General features: G+C 44.5%; 14 protein-coding genes. 3 read left to right on the top strand and 11 right to left on the bottom strand.

The window, feature by feature from the left end:
* Positions 1-9: 9 nt before the first annotated feature.
* The 6 genes from D2V05_RS11620 to D2V05_RS11595 form a co-directional block, all read right to left on the bottom strand.
* Positions 10-2,175 (bottom strand): acylase, encoded by a 2,166-nt coding sequence (locus tag D2V05_RS11620; RefSeq protein WP_119647824.1) that lies wholly within the window; start codon positions 2,173-2,175, stop codon positions 10-12.
* Between the two features lie 52 nt (positions 2,176-2,227).
* The gene (locus D2V05_RS11615) at positions 2,228-3,262 is read right to left on the bottom strand and encodes a TPM domain-containing protein (RefSeq protein WP_119647823.1); all 1,035 of its coding nucleotides are present in this window, start codon (positions 3,260-3,262) and stop codon (positions 2,228-2,230) included.
* Positions 3,263-3,325: 63 nt separating this feature from the next.
* Positions 3,326-3,658, bottom strand: coding sequence for a 2Fe-2S iron-sulfur cluster-binding family protein (locus tag D2V05_RS11610; protein WP_119640327.1), 333 nt, complete (start codon positions 3,656-3,658; stop codon positions 3,326-3,328).
* Between the two features lie 57 nt (positions 3,659-3,715).
* A complete protein-coding gene (locus D2V05_RS11605; RefSeq protein WP_119647822.1) occupies positions 3,716-4,774 on the bottom strand; it encodes an NAD(P)/FAD-dependent oxidoreductase in 1,059 nt (352 codons plus the stop codon).
* A 65-nt stretch (positions 4,775-4,839) separates the two neighbouring features.
* A complete protein-coding gene (locus tag D2V05_RS11600; protein ID WP_119640332.1) occupies positions 4,840-5,079 on the bottom strand; it encodes a NifU family protein in 240 nt (79 codons plus the stop codon).
* A gap of 2 nt (positions 5,080-5,081) precedes the next feature.
* Positions 5,082-6,221 carry an Mrp/NBP35 family ATP-binding protein gene (locus D2V05_RS11595; RefSeq protein ID WP_119647994.1) on the bottom strand — a complete coding sequence of 380 codons (1,140 nt, stop codon included), beginning with the start codon at positions 6,219-6,221 and terminating at the stop codon, positions 5,082-5,084.
* A 211-nt stretch (positions 6,222-6,432) separates the two neighbouring features.
* On the opposite strand from D2V05_RS11595, the gene D2V05_RS11590 reads away from it, so the two are divergent.
* A complete protein-coding gene (locus D2V05_RS11590) occupies positions 6,433-8,094 on the top strand; it encodes an amidase (RefSeq protein ID WP_119647821.1) in 1,662 nt (553 codons plus the stop codon).
* On the opposite strand, the gene D2V05_RS11585 is transcribed toward D2V05_RS11590, so the two are convergent.
* Genes D2V05_RS11585 through trmB form a run of 3 tightly spaced genes read right to left on the bottom strand, consistent with a single transcriptional unit; the run spans position 8,095 to position 9,728 of the window.
* Positions 8,095-8,418: an MGMT family protein gene (locus D2V05_RS11585; protein ID WP_119647820.1), complete on the bottom strand. Its 324-nt coding sequence runs from the start codon at positions 8,416-8,418 to the stop codon at positions 8,095-8,097.
* Between the two features lies 1 nt (position 8,419).
* Complete coding sequence (locus tag D2V05_RS11580) at positions 8,420-9,049, bottom strand: LysE family transporter (RefSeq protein WP_119647819.1); 630 nt, start codon at positions 9,047-9,049, stop codon at positions 8,420-8,422.
* Positions 9,050-9,059: 10 nt separating this feature from the next.
* Entirely contained in the window at positions 9,060-9,728 is a 669-nt protein-coding gene (gene trmB / locus D2V05_RS11575; RefSeq protein ID WP_119647818.1) for a tRNA (guanosine(46)-N7)-methyltransferase TrmB, read from the bottom strand.
* 85 nt (positions 9,729-9,813) lie between these two features.
* On the opposite strand from trmB, the gene D2V05_RS11570 reads away from it, so the two are divergent.
* Positions 9,814-10,926: a glycosyltransferase gene (locus D2V05_RS11570; protein ID WP_119647817.1), complete on the top strand. Its 1,113-nt coding sequence runs from the start codon at positions 9,814-9,816 to the stop codon at positions 10,924-10,926.
* On the opposite strand, the gene D2V05_RS11565 is transcribed toward D2V05_RS11570, so the two are convergent.
* Entirely contained in the window at positions 10,851-11,906 is a 1,056-nt protein-coding gene (locus tag D2V05_RS11565; RefSeq protein ID WP_119647816.1) for a sensor histidine kinase, read from the bottom strand. The genes D2V05_RS11570 and D2V05_RS11565 overlap by 76 nt on opposite strands.
* On the bottom strand, positions 11,906-12,592 hold the full coding sequence (locus D2V05_RS11560) for a response regulator transcription factor (RefSeq protein ID WP_119647815.1): 687 nt from the start codon (positions 12,590-12,592) through the stop codon (positions 11,906-11,908). Before D2V05_RS11560 ends, D2V05_RS11565 begins: the two co-directional genes overlap by 1 nt.
* Before the next feature lie 211 nt (positions 12,593-12,803).
* Here D2V05_RS11560 and D2V05_RS11555 point away from each other — a divergent pair, with 211 nt between their 5' ends.
* The gene (locus tag D2V05_RS11555; protein WP_119647814.1) at positions 12,804-15,167 is read left to right on the top strand and encodes a hypothetical protein; all 2,364 of its coding nucleotides are present in this window, start codon (positions 12,804-12,806) and stop codon (positions 15,165-15,167) included.
* Positions 15,168-15,232 lie beyond the last annotated feature (65 nt).

The raw sequence follows: 15,232 nt of genomic DNA, 5'->3' as shown, positions 1-15,232 counted from the left end.
GGTTAACTATTATTTTTCCCCGGGGTGATAAGTTGCTTCTGCCCGTTTGAGCACATCTTCTTTATAATAGGCGGCATCCTTCCATTGAATATCCGCGTAGCGTTGGGCCTGATCATTAAAATGGGGGGAATTGGGGTCACCACTTTGTCCACCTGCCAACATGGTCTTGGCCTTCACCTTATTTCCAAACTCCACCACGGCCACAAAACTGTTGCCTCGTGTTCCGTAGATTTTTTTGGTATTGTTGTCGTATCGGGCACCGTAAGCGGCCAAAGCTCCCCAAATACCACTGGCAAAACCAACAGGTATGCTGGGTTTGGCATCATCAAAAGCTTGGCGTATATCCCCGTTCAAACGTTGATAGCGATTCACCTCGCCCCAAGGCATTTGCCAAGTACCAAAATCGGAATTCAATTTTTCCACTGCTTCTTTAAACAGGCCCAACTTTTGGTCATCGAGCCAATCGCTTCCCCAATACTCCACCCATTGCATGGAATACATGCCTTCTGGTCTTTCTGCCTTCGAATAACAAAGCGTACCATAATAATGGGCCAATGTCATAGCCACGGACTCCTTGGAGGTGGTAAAATCCCACTGCCTCAGGGTTTCAATGGGCTCCTTCAATTCGGGTGTCGGATGGGCATCGTAGGCTTTCACCAGACCTGGGATTAGTACATTGAAGGCAGGCAGGTATGGGTCGTGCGCCAATTGTATCAAACTGTCCAACGTATAGCCGCTTCGTCCGGTCAACAATTCAATGGCGTGAATGCCCCTGAAATTTTCTTGGTCACGTGACATGTAATTGGGATAATCTTCCTTTTTCGGGCTGTATTCCAAAGCGGAAGTATAAGGTGTTGAGTTGCAATTCTGTATCCACCCATTTTTGGGATTCAACACCAAAATATTCTCATCTACGGTATGCAGTCCTTGCCAATCGGTCTTGGGATTACTGCCATCCACAGGTTGGGTATAATCAAAAGCAACATCACGTTTGGGAACAAAGTTCCCGTGAAAATAGGCAATGTTCCCTTCGGCATCGGCGTACACGGTATTGTTTGAGGAGTTGGTGCGTATGTCCATCATTTTGCGGAAACCAGCGTACCCGTCCTGTTTGGTTCGAATGTAAGATTGCTCCAAGGCTTTTACGGGTTCCCACATCATGGCAGAAGCGGTCCATTGGCCATCCGCTATATGGGTGATAGGCCCGTGATGGGTGTGGTACATCGGGAAGGTTTTCTCTTTGAGTTCTTCACCTTCCTTGTATTTCAAGGTAACGCTGGTGGAGTCCACGGAACGCAGTTCCTCACCGTATTGATAGAACAGTTTCCCATCATTTTTGACCAAGGTTTCTTTGAATTCATCCATCACATCGGTATAGGTCGACGTATGCATCCATCCCGTTTTTTCATTGAATCCTTGGTACACAAAAAACTGTCCCCAGGTGACAGCGCCATAGGCGTTCAATCCTTCTTCGCTGACTACGTGCACTTCTCCCCGAAAGTAAAATGATGTATGTGGGTTGATGAGCAACATGGCATTTCCAGATTGGGTCAAATCCCCAGAAATGGCAATCCCGTTGGATCCTTTAGGTTCTGCCATTTCCTCCTTTTTCTTCTGTTGGAGCAACTCCATTTCTGGAATTTCCATACCGCTTTCGTAAAATGTTTGGATTTTTCGGGTGGATATGCGCTCAATATCACCACCAATAGATCCTTCGCTGAAATACATGGGCATCCATGGCTCAAATCGGGTGAGCAATTTGGGTTTTACCTCGGGATGCGTATACAGATAATAATTGATTCCGTCGGCAAAGGCATCACAAAGTTGTTTCAACCATTCGGGACTTTTTTCATAATTGGCCTTGGCTTCTTCCTCCGTCATGAACAACTTGGCCCGAAGATCACTGTATAGGGCTTCCTCGCCCTCTACTTCGGCCAAACGGCCCGTGGCCCAGATATAATTTTGTTCCACCCGGTTAAAATCGTCCTCACACTGGGCGTACAAGAGTCCAAATACGGCATCCGCATCCGTTTTTCCATAGATGTGGGGTACACCAAAATCATCCCTGATGATGGTAATGTTCTTGGCTTGCGCCTCCCATTCCTCCACTTCGGTTTGGGGCTTTTGGGTACAGGAAAAACATAAAAGAAGGGCTGCAAGGGTAACTGTTCTCATTACGGGGGTTGGTTTTATTTTATCTTGTGAAAATAAGGGATTTCCGCATCATTTACCAACTACCGCTGGCACCTCCTCCTCCAGAACTCCCACCTCCCCCAGAAAAACTACTGGAACTACCACCGGAACTGGAACCAAAGGAATGGGTTCCAGATGACGAGAAGGTCTTGCTCATATAGGTTTTATCGGACTTGAACCAAGAAAGTTTAAAATCTTCCTTCCCTTTGATCCTTATCTTTAAAATGGCCAATAGTATGGTGAGAAGGAAAAACCCAAGTATCCCGTAAACGACCCATCCAACGCTCCCAAATAGCACTTCTTCATCAAAAGTGATACCCACGATCGTCGCCAAAAAGAACAAGGGTACCCCAATGAAAATCAAACCAAAAAAAACTTGCATCAGTCCAGCAAAAATCATGAAAACTCCTGGAAAAAGTCCCAGTTTTCCGATCATGATGCCCCGGAACATTTCAATAAGACTGGAATATCCCTTGTAAAAAACAAATCCGCCAGGAACCATAAAAAAGGAAAGGAAAACTATCAGCAAGGCATAGCCCCACCACGGGAGTTCATTCTCGGCCTCCATTTCCTTATTGAATTCGGCCAAAGCATCGGGGTTCTTCAACAATTCGATAAGCTGATCCGATGCCCCATCAAGGCCGCCTAAATAATCCTCCTCCTTGAATTTAGGAATCATGGTATTGCGGATGATTCGGGAAGCCACCGCATCCGTAATGTAAGGTTCCAAACCGTAGCCTACTTCTATTCGGACTTCCCTATCATTTTTGGAAAATAGGATGAGAATGCCATTGTCCTTGCCTGCCTGCCCCAATTTGTTCTGATTGAATACCCCATTGGCGTATTCTTCAATAGTTACACCTTCCAAATCATTGATGCTCAAAATCACCAACTGATTGGTGGTCTCGGTCTCAAATTGGGTTAGTTTGGCCCGTAGGTCTTCTAATTGTTCCGAGGTGAAAATATCTGCGTTATCGGTAACGATTTGTTTAAGCTGGGGATACTTCTCTTGGGAAAACCCAAAAAGAGATAGCAGAACCAAATAACAGAAAACCAACGTCTTTCCCATGACCCTAAGATACGGGAAAGTCTAATCGTCTGCTATTGAAAATGTACGAAAGGGTACTCTGATCTAATCTTCTGCAGGGGCCAATTCCACTTCCAACCCATCCAAATCGTCGGTCATGTGGATCTGGCAACCCAAGCGACTGTTGTCCTTTACAAAAAAAGCTTCTGACAACATGGCTTCCTCATCATCAGATTTTTCGGGAAGTTGATGGTCGGAAAGCACGTAACATTGACAGGAAGCACACATGGCCATCCCACCACAAATACCAATGGTACCTTCTGGGGCCAATTCGTAGGAACGCACGACCTCCATTAGGTTCATGTTCATATCTGTCGGGGCATCCACTTCATGAAGTACGCCTTCCCTGTCAATAATCTTAAGTTTTATATCGCTCATACCTATTTTGGAAATCTATACCTGAGTTCCCTTAACGCTTTAACTACTGCTTTATTTTTAATCGATAGATTTGACAACGGCTTTAGGTGCCTCTTTCTTGGTGCCATCAAAACCAGTGACACCACCAACTGTGGTATACTTCATGACATATTTTTTATCGGGGAAGATACGTTGATAAGCACTTTGACACATCAAAGTGGCTTCATGGAACCCACACAAGATCAATTTCAATTTTCCTGGATAGGTATTCACATCACCAATGGCATATATACCGGGAATATTGGTCTGATAATCATAGGAATTGTCCACTTTGATGGCATTCTTCTCAATTTCCAAGCCCCAATCGGCAATGGGTCCCAATTTCGGGGAAAGTCCAAACAGGGGAATAAAATGGTCCACTTCCACCTCTGTCTCTTCGGATGTATCCACATTCTGGACGGTGACTTTTTCCAGAGCATTTTCACCATGAAGGGCCACTACCTCGGAAGGGGTCATCAAATTGATCTTTCCTTCATTTTTCAAGTGCTGTACCTTTTCAACGGAATCCAAGGCTCCCCGAAACTCATTTCTTCGGTGCACCAAGGTTACCTCATCCGCTATATCTGCCAAGAAAATGGACCAGTCGAGGGCAGAATCACCACCACCGGCGATCAACACCTTTTTACCGCGATACATTTCCGGTTCCTTGATCATATAGGCAACTCCATTGTCCTCGTACTTAGCCAAATTGTCCAAAAGAGGCTTTCTGGGTTCAAAACTCCCAAGTCCACCAGCAATGGCCACCACTGGGGCATGGTGTTTGGTGCCTTTATTGGTCGTGACCACAAAAGTGCCATCTTCCAATTTGTCAATGGTTTCCGCACGCTCTCCCAAGGTAAAACCAGGCTGAAAGGGTTTGATCTGTTCCATCAGATTATCTACCAACTCACCGGCCAATACTTCGGGATAACCGGGGATGTCGTAAATGGGTTTTTTGGGATAGATTTCCGAGCATTGCCCTCCTGCTTGTGGCAAGGCATCTATCAAATGGCATTTCAATTGCAACAGGCCTGCTTCAAAAACAGCAAAGAGACCCGTAGGTCCCGCTCCAATAATCAGTATGTCGGTTTTGATCATGTACAAAAAAATTTTTGGCGTGCAACTTACTGCTTACCTAAAAAAGGAATTATGATTTTTATCAGTTAGCTAACGTTGATAACTTCTTCAATTTGAGGAGCATACTTTTTTATGGTCATCTCCACACCGCTCTTCAACGTCATTTGGTTGACACTGCACGCGATGCAATTTCCTTCCAGCTTAACCTTCACGGAATTGTCGTTGTCTATGGATATCAAGGTAATGTCGCCCCCATCGCTTTGGAGAAAGGGTCTTATTTCCTCCAATGCTTTCTCCACATTGCTCTTAATTTCTTCTGAAGTCATAACTATTTCTTTTTAACGGCCGAACAACCAGCCATTGTTGTAATCTTGATCGCTTCGGTAGGTGGCAGGTCGGTATTGCGCCTTACCAACTCCTGAACCACATTTTTGGTCAACTCTTCGAAAGCTTCCTCAATGGGAGATGCTGTTTGAAGAGCGGCAGGCCTTCCCACATCCCCAGCTTCCCTTATGCTCTGCACCAATGGCATTTCTCCCAAAAATGGCACATCGAGGTCTTCCGCTAAGTTTTTGGCCCCATTTTGTCCAAAGATATAATATTTGTTATCAGGCAGTTCTTCCGGAGTGAAGTACGCCATATTCTCCACAATGCCCAAAACGGGAACATTGATGGCTTCCTGTTGGAACATGGCAACACCTTTTCTGGCATCGGCCAAGGCTATTTCCTGTGGCGTACTCACCACCACTGCTCCGGTTACCGGTAAGGATTGCATAATGCTCAAGTGGATGTCCCCAGTGCCCGGAGGCAAATCCAATAATAGGAAATCCAGTTCACCCCAATGGGCATCAAAGATCATCTGGTTCAAGGCCTTGGCAGCCATGGGTCCTCTCCAGATTACCGCTTGGTTGGGCTGGGTGAAAAATCCAATGGACAAAAGTTTTACCCCGTAATTTTCAATGGGTTTCATCTTTGCCTTGCCATTCACATTGATGGACAAAGGTTTCTCATTGGCCACATCGAACATAATGGGCATGGATGGCCCGTATATATCCGTATCCAATAATCCTACCTTAAAACCCATTTTGGCCAAGGTCACCGCCAAATTCGCCGTGATGGTAGACTTGCCCACACCTCCTTTTCCAGAAGCCACCGCGATGATATTCTGTATTCCGGGAATAGGGTTCCCCTTAATTTGGTTCACCTTTGGCTTTGCAGGGGCATCAACCTTTAGGTTGACTTTTATCTTGGCCTTTTCATACACTTCACTGTGGATGATCTTCAATATTTCCACTTCGGTCTTCTTTTTGGCCTGAAGACTTGGGTTTTTGATGGTCACATCTACCTCAACCTCATCACCAAATACCTGCACATTGGTCACGGCACCACTTTCAACAAGGTTCTGCCCTTCACCCGGAGCAGATATTTTCTCCAAAGCCTTTAAGATGTCTACTTTTTTCAACTTCATGTATCCTGTTTTAACCATCAGTCGTTTGAACTGATTCTAAACTACAAAGATACGGCGTTGGTCTTAGATTTTGAAGTCGGCGGATTGAATTTCAGGAAAGTGTACATTTTGGTCGATGGAAGGTATGCCTGTCGCCCACAAATGAAGGACATTGACCTAGTTTTTTTATGAAAAAGCCGTAGCTTAGGTGCTTATTTAACCACCAACCAACATGTTGCGCAATACCAAACTTCCCCATCTCGCCTTATTGGCCCTTTCCCTGTTTTGGCTTTCCTGCTCTACGGGCAAACACAGCTTTACCAAAAAAGATGTAAAAGGTTCTGAAAAATTGATCGGTCTCGATTTCTCCAAAAAGAATATCGACACTCTGTATCCATATCTGGAAAGAAACCTTTCCGGTTTTGATTCCCTCAGAAAATACCCTTTGGAGAATGATGTGTTCCCTGCTGTTCGGTTTGATCCCGTGCCCTTTGGCTTTACCATGCCCGAACAATTGGATGGAAATGATTGGAACATTCCCGACTATGTTGAAATACCCGAACGTTTTGATGATCTGGCCTTTTACACCATTCCACAGCTGGCCTCTTTAATCAAGCATCAAAAAATCACGTCAACCGAGTTGACCCAATTTTTCTTGGCTCGCTTGAAAAAATATCAACCTACCTTACAATGTAGCATCAGCATTACCGATAGTCTGGCTTTGGCACAGGCCAAACGCGCCGATGAGGAAATCAAACAAGGAAAATACAGAGGCATTTTACATGGCATCCCCTATGGCACGAAGGATTTGATGGCCGTACCCGGCTATACCACCACTTGGGGCGCCGAACCCTATAAAAATCAAGTCATTAATCAAACAGCTACAGTAATCCAAAAGTTGGAAGATGCCGGTGCGGTTTTGGTTGCCAAATTGGTCTCCGGTTCATTGGCCCGAGGTGATGTTTGGTTCGGCGGCAAGACCAAAAACCCTTGGGACATTACGCAAGGAGCCACAGGTTCCTCTGCTGGTTCAGGATCAGCAACTTCTGCCGGACTTGTCCCCTTTGCATTGGGTACGGAAACCTTGGGGTCCATCACCTCACCCAGTACCCGAAACGGTGTTACGGGATTGCGTCCCACTTATGGAAGGGTAAGTCGATACGGCGTAATGAGCCTGAGTTGGTCCATGGATAAAGTCGGGCCCTTGGCCAGAAATGCCGAGGACTGCGCCATCGTATTTTCGGTTATCCAAGGGGAAGATAAAAATGATCTAACCACCAAAAATCTGCCCTTTGGTGTGGATTGGAACAAAGATGTGAAATCCCTTAAAGTGGCCTATTTGAAAAAGGACATTGAAAAAGATACTACCGACACTGGTGATAATTTAAGAAATGCCCTGAAAGTCTTGAAAGAAATGGGCATTGAACCTACTGAAGTGGAACTTCCTGAAGATGTTCCATACCGAGGCTTCGATATTATCCTAAGGGCTGAGGCAGGTGCTTTTTTTGATGAATTGGTGCGCTCTGGAGAAGTGGACCTCATGGTGGAACAGGACCAACGGTCAAGGGCCAACTCCTTACGCCAAAGTCGATTTATTCCTGCAGTGGAATACCTGCAAGCCAACCGACAACGCCAAGTGCTCATGCAGAAAATGGAAGATCTGATGAAGGATTATGATGTGCTGATCTCGCCTTCCTTCGGCAATGATCAGTTGCTCGCCACGAATTTAACGGGGCATCCCGTTATTGCCATCCCCACAGGCCTGGACAAGAAAAACCATCCGACCAGCATGACATTTGTGGGCAAATTGTACGACGAAGCCAGTATTTTGCTGCTCGCCAAGGCATTTCAGGATCATTCGGAGTTTGATGAACTACATCCCCCCGGATATTGATCATAGCTCCTTGGCGGGATCCCAGAAGTGTTTTTGAAAATCGACAATTTGATTGTCCTGGACTTGGATACCTTCGTTCTCCAAGAGTTGTTGCATGAGGTTGGTACCCCCAAAATGATGCTTGCCTGTCAATACCCCAACACGATTCACCACCCGGTGCGCCGGCACATCCTTGGCGGATGAACTGTTCATGGCCCAACCTACCATACGGGCACTACGCGCCGCTCCCAAATATTTGGCAATGGCCCCATAGGAAGTAACCCGACCATAGGGGATTTCCCTAGCCACTTCATAAACCTTGTCAAAAAAATTGGGCTCTTCCATGTTATCGGTACAGAATGCGCATCAAGGTAATGATCAAGAGCAAAAGCATCAAGGCACTCAAAATATAGTTTGAGTTCTTTGAAAAGCGATTGGTCTTGGTTTCCAACTTATCAAAATAAAAAGTATAGAGATAAAGTACCGCAAAGGTCCCAGTTCCTGCCGCTACTACAAAAGTGGTGATGTCCTGCGCCTCGAACTTGATCCACCCAGCTTCGTTCCACATGGCATTTAGACCACTATAGTAGGGAATGGTCAACAGGTTAAGAGCTGCCAACAATACTCCTTTAAAAAAACTGTTCTTCTTGCTCAAATTGACCTTTTTGAGCTTTTTCTCCTTCTTTCTTTTGGCCACAATAAAAAAATAGATGGCAAAAAAGGCAAAGATGGCAATAGCGATCTTTAAGAGGATGTCAATAACCTCGGGATTCCGATATAGAAATTTGGAAATAAATACAGCAATGTAAGCCTGTACTATGATCATGGAAGACACCCCTAGGCTGAAGATGACCCCGTTCAACTTTCCTTTTTCCACACTGATCTTGGCCGCATTCATATTGAGCAGCCCTGGTGGTACCGTAGCCATAAAAGCAGCCGAAAAGGTGGCAAAAAAAAGAATGAGGATATGGGTCATTAGTCAGTGGTCAGCGAATCCTAAATTGGATATATGTAATTGGTTTTCCTTTTTCAAGATACTGATTTTCATAGAAAGTCTGAATCTCCAAAACTTCTAAAGGGGCTCCTTCGTTCTTGTACACATCGTGGTTGGAATAGATGATTTCTTGCCCCAAACCTTGTAAGAGGCCAAGCGTGTAGCCATGCATGAACTCACTGTCCGTTTTTAGATTGACCACCCCATCGGGTTTAAGAATATGTTTGTATTTTTTTAGAAAATCAGGGTTGGTCATCCGGTGTTTGGTCCGTTTGTATTTGATCTGGGGATCGGGGAAGGTAATCCAAATTTCAGACACTTCGTTCTCCCCAAAAAGCAAATCGACCAATTCAATCTGGGAACGTAAAAAGGCCACATTCTTTAAACCTTCTTCCAAGGCAATCTTGGCCCCTCTCCAAAAACGGGCACCTTTTATATCCACCCCAATATAATTCTTGCTTGGATTTCTTTTGGCAAGCCCAACAGCATATTCACCCTTGCCGCAGCCCAACTCCAATACAATAGGGTTGTTGTTGCCAAAAAACGAAGCCCAGTTGCCTTTGTATTTGAACCCTTCCATCACTTCATCCCTTTTGGGCTGCACCACGTTGGAAAAGGTTTCGTTTTCCTTGAACCGTTTTAGTTTGTTCTTACTTCCCACTTTCGAATTGAATTGCACAAAAATTTAATGATTTGGCAAAACTAAGGAAATCTATAAGCAATTGACATTTTGTTTTTTTGCAGTTATGCAAAATTCAAAGCGAATTCTGGTAGCCCCATTAAACTGGGGGCTGGGACATGCCACAAGGTGCATCCCCATTATAAGGGCATTGTTGGATCATGGGCATCAACCTTTTATAGCTTCGGATGGGGTGGCCCTTTCACTTTTGCAAAAGGAATTCCCTGACGTACCTTCTTTTGAGCTCTCTTCCTATAAAATCACTTATGCCGAAAAGGCACGGAATTTTAAGATCAAAATGATCTGGGATTCCCCAAAAGTTTTGAAGGCCATCGCCAAGGAAAAAAAAGAAATAAAACGATTAGTGAAGGAACACCAATTGGACGGTATCATATCCGATAATAGATTGGGGGTATTTTATAAAAAAGTTCCTTGTGTTTTTATCACGCACCAGCTGAATGTGTTGTCCGGTAACACCACGTGGATGAGCTCCAAGGCACATCAAAAAATAATTAAAAAATTTGATGCGTGCTGGGTTCCCGATGTTGAGAACAAGCCTAACCTCACCGGAAAATTGGGACACCTGAAAAAATCCAAGTTGAAGATCGTGTATTTGGGACCGTTGAGCCGTTTTGAAAAAAAAGACCTTCCGATAGCTTATGACTTGATGGTACTTCTTTCGGGTCCTGAGCCCCAGCGTTCTTTTTTGGAAGAAAAGCTCTTGAAGGAACTCCAGGGATTTGAGGGAAACATCCTTTTTGTAAAAGGAAAAATTGAGGAGGAACAATCCAAAGAAGACATTCAAACTGAAAAGGGATCTATCACCCTTTACAATTTTATGAAGTCGGGTGAACTGGAAACAGCCATCAACCAAAGTAGCAAGGTGCTTTGCCGATCTGGATATACTACGGTAATGGACTTGGCCAAATTGGAGAAAAGGGCCTTCTTTATTCCTACCCCAGGACAATACGAACAGGAATATTTGGCCAAACGATTGGAAAAACAAGAATTGGTACCCTATTGCGAGCAAGATGATTTTACTCTGGAACAACTTTCAAGAATGGAAGATTTTAAAGGTCTGGCCCATTTTGATTCTGAAATCGACTATTCCACTTTATTCGCGCTCTTCTCCAAGGTAAATGAGAACTCGGATCCTACCCCAACCTCACTTTCCACATAAATTTTTTCTTCGTGGGCCTCAATAATGTGCTTTACAATGGAAAGCCCCAATCCTGAGCCGCCCTCTGTTCTGCTCCCACTTTGGTCTACACGGTAAAAGCGTTCAAAAAGTCTTGGGATGTGTTGTTTGGGAATGCCCACACCGTTGTCCGTGACCCTTACGATCACCTTGTTCTTGATCAAGTTTTCTACACTTACTTCAGTGGTTCCATTGGAATGGCCATATTTAATCGAGTTCACCAAAAGGTTGCTGATCACTTGTTGAATTTTTTCCCTATCCGCATTTACATAGATAGGATTGGGATATTCCATATCGAAAGTGAGTGCAATCTGCTTTTTGGCTGCTTTCATTTCCAAGAGATCGAACGTATTCTGAATGAGTTCGATGACATCAAAATCTTCCCGTTCCACTTTCAGCTCCCCAGCTTCGAATTTGGTGATCAAATCCAAATCCTTTACGATGTAGATCAAGCGTTCCACGCCTTTATTGGCTCTTTCCAGGTATTTTTCGCGAAGCTTTTTGTCCTTCATGGCGCCATCCAGAAGGGTTAGGATGTACCCTTGAACCGTAAATAGCGGGGTCTTCAGTTCGTGTGATACGTTACCCAAAAAATCTTTTCGGTATTCTTCGCGGATTTTGAGGGTGTCGATCTCAATTTTTTTGCCTTCGGCAAATTTTTCGATTTCCTCCGTTAGTGTCTTCATATCGGTAGTCACCGGTTTTGAGGAAAAAGAAGAGGATTCCAATAGGGAGACATCGTCATAAATCTTCTTGATCCTACGATAAATGAAGCGTTCCACCCTTACTTGGATAACGACAAAACAAATGGAGAAACTGATCAGGGCAAACAGCAAGGTATAGGTCCAATCCATATGGCCAAGATCCATGTGGAACACCACAAAAAGAATGGTTGTCAGAAGGGTAATGACCAAGGACGATCTAAGGGCAAATTTGTATGACTTCCTTAGTTTTATCGCCATTAGAGAACAAACTTATACCCTACACCTTTCACGGTCTTAAAATGGTCATCCCCAATTTTTTCCCTGAGCTTTCTTATGTGCACATCAATGGTACGGCCACCTACCACTACTTCGTTACCCCATACCTTGTCCAAAATCACTTCGCGCTTGAATACTTTATTGGGTTTGGAGGTAAGTAGCGACAAAAGTTCGAACTCCTTTCGGGGAAGCACGATTTCTTCACCATCGTTCACGATCTTATACTCCTCTCGGTTGATCACAATGTTGCCGACCTTCACAATTTCGTCAACTTCCTTTTTCTCTTCCTTCAACCTTCTCAAGAGAGCTTTTACCTTACTAACCAAGACTTTTGGTTTTATGGGTTTAGTGATATAGTCGTCGGCACCGGCATCAAATCCAGCCACTTGGGAGTAATCCTCCCCACGAGCGGTCAAAAATGCAATGATCGTATTTTCCAGACCTGGGGTGTTGCGTATCATTTCGCAAGCTTCAATACCGTCCATTTCGGGCATCATCACATCCATAATGATCAAATGGGGCTGCTTCTTCTTTGCCTTGGCCACGCCTTCCACACCGTTTTTGGCAGTGAAGACCTCATAGCCTTCGGCGGAAAGATTATAACCTACAATTTCCAGAATATCAGGTTCATCGTCAACTAATAAGATCTTAATGTCCTTGGTTTTCATGGGATGGTATTTCTGTGTTAATCCGTCAAATGTAAAGATAATACACTAATGGCATAAATGCTTAACGTTCATTTAATCTGATAACCTTATTGTAACGATTCTGGCATGAAGTCTTAACATGCAGCTAACACCCCTTTTACAACTTGATTAGTTATTTGCAATGTTGAATTAAAAGGACGGATCCTTACTAATTAAATGAAAAACAAAACTTATGAAAAAATTAATTTTCCCTTTATTGGCCATTGCAGCATTTGCCATTAGCTCCTGTAGCAGTGACAATAATGATCCTATCATCCCTCCAGGAACAGAGCCAACTGGGGAGGAAATCACCAAGTCAGGGGAGTTGACTGCGGACGAAGAATGGACTGCCGACAATATTTATATTCTTGACGGTAAAGTAGTTGTTGGTGATGGTGTAACACTTACCATCAATCCAGGAACCATTATTAAAGGTGCTGAAGGTCTTGAATCCCTCGCCTCTGCCCTTGTTGTGGATCAAGGTGGTACACTTATAGCAGAAGGAACTCCGAGCAAACCTATCATTTTTACCTCTGTATTGGACGGAATCGAGCAAGGAGAAACTACCGGTACCCTTACTATTGCCGATACTGGTCTTTGGGGAGGTGTTATCCTATTGGGTAAAGCCCCTATCTCTGTAAACGGGGATGTGGAAACTGCGCAAATTGAAGGTATCCCTGCCGATGAGTCCTATGGCCAATACGGTGGAACAGAACCTGGAGATAGTTCCGGTTCCCTTAAATATGTTTCCATTAGACACGGTGGTATCACCATTGGCCAGGACAACGAAATCAACGGTCTTACCCTTGGTGGTGTTGGTTCCGGTACAACTATTGACCATGTGGAAATTGTGGCCAACCAAGATGATGGTATCGAGTTTTTCGGTGGAACCGTAAACGTATCCAACGCATTGATATGGTCTCAAGGTGATGATGGTTTTGACCTCGACCAGGCTTATAACGGTACTTTGGACAACGGTGTGGTCATCTTGGGCTCTGAATCGGATTCTGCCCTTGAAATGGATGGACCAGAAGGAAGTGCCGCTACCGAAGCTGGTTTTACCTTGCAGAACATCACCCTTATCGGTGCCAACACTTCCAGCAAGTATGCCGACCTAAGGGATGGTTTGATCGCCAATCTTGATAATATTTTCGCTTACGGTTTCGGTGTTGATGGTGCTGTTAAAATTAACGGTGCAGACTCTGCTACTGAACTTAGCAACGATCGTATCACTTTTTCCAACTGGCAAATCGTATTGCCAGAGGGTGTATTGTTGAGCGATGTTTTCACAGGTGATTACAATGCCGGTGACGAATCCAAATTCTTGGATAACGCAACTGCTGTTGGTACAGGTACCACAGGTGCCGATATGGACGTATTCAATTGGACTTTGGCTGCTGCCGAAGGTGCCATCCCTACTGCTCCTCTTGGAACAACCATTACCAAAAGTGGTATTCTTACTACTGATGAGCACTGGACCTCAGATAACATCTATGTTCTTGATGGTAAAGTGGTTATTGGAGATGGGATCACCCTAACCATTGATCCAGGAACAATTGTTAAAGGTGCTGAGGGTCTTGAGTCCCTTGCCTCTGCCCTCGTTGTAGACCAAGGTGGTGTTCTTTTGGCTGAAGGCACCCCGACCCAACCCATCATTTTTACCTCTGTATTGGATGGAATCGAGCAAGGACAAACCACTGGAACCCTTTCAATTTCCGACACTGGTCTTTGGGGAGGTGTAATCGTTCTTGGTAAAGCCCCTATCTCCGTGAACGGTGATGTGGAAACTGCCCAAATTGAAGGTATCCCTGCCGATGAGACTTACGGTCAATACGGTGGAACCGATCCTGCCGACTACTCAGGTATCATTAAATATGTATCTATCAGACACGGTGGTATCACCATCGGCCAGGATAACGAAATCAATGGTCTTACCCTTGGTGGTGTTGGTTCTGAAACTATCATTGACCATGTAGAAATCGTGGCCAACCAAGATGACGGTATCGAGTTTTTCGGTGGGACTGTAAACGTATCCAATGCATTGGTATGGTCTCAAGGCGATGATGGTTTTGACCTTGACCAAGCTTACAGTGGTACTTTGGACAATGGTGTGGTTATCCTGGGGTCTGAATCGGATTCTGCCCTTGAAATGGATGGACCAGAAGGAAGTGCTGCCACTGAAGCTGGTTTCACCTTGCAGAACATAACCCTTATCGGTGCCAATACTTCCAGCAAGTATGCCGACCTAAGGGATGGTCTTATCGCCAATCTTGATAACATTTTTGCTTACGGTTTCGGTGTTGACGGTGCCGTTAAAATTAATGGTGCAGACTCCGCTACTGAGCTAAGCAACGACCGTATCACATTCTCTGGCTGGGAAATCATTTTGCCAAACGGTGTGGCATTGGCCGATATTTTTACAGGTGATTTTACCGCAGGAGACGAAGCTAAATTCTTAAATAACGCAACTGCAATCCTAACCGCTGGCGAAGCTACAGTTGGTGCCGATTTAACCGAGTTTTCTTGGACATTGGCAGCTAGTGAAAGTGCTTTCTAGTAAATAGATAAAACTCAAAATAAACATGTCCAAAGACTTAAATTATTAGGTCTTTGGACAATTTT

This window comes from Flagellimonas pelagia (assembly GCF_003584135.1).
In the GTDB taxonomy this organism is placed as follows: domain Bacteria; phylum Bacteroidota; class Bacteroidia; order Flavobacteriales; family Flavobacteriaceae; genus Flagellimonas; species Flagellimonas pelagia.
The sequence above is the reverse complement of the archived record's forward strand: the minus strand, read 5'-3'. Positions and strand labels throughout refer to the sequence as shown.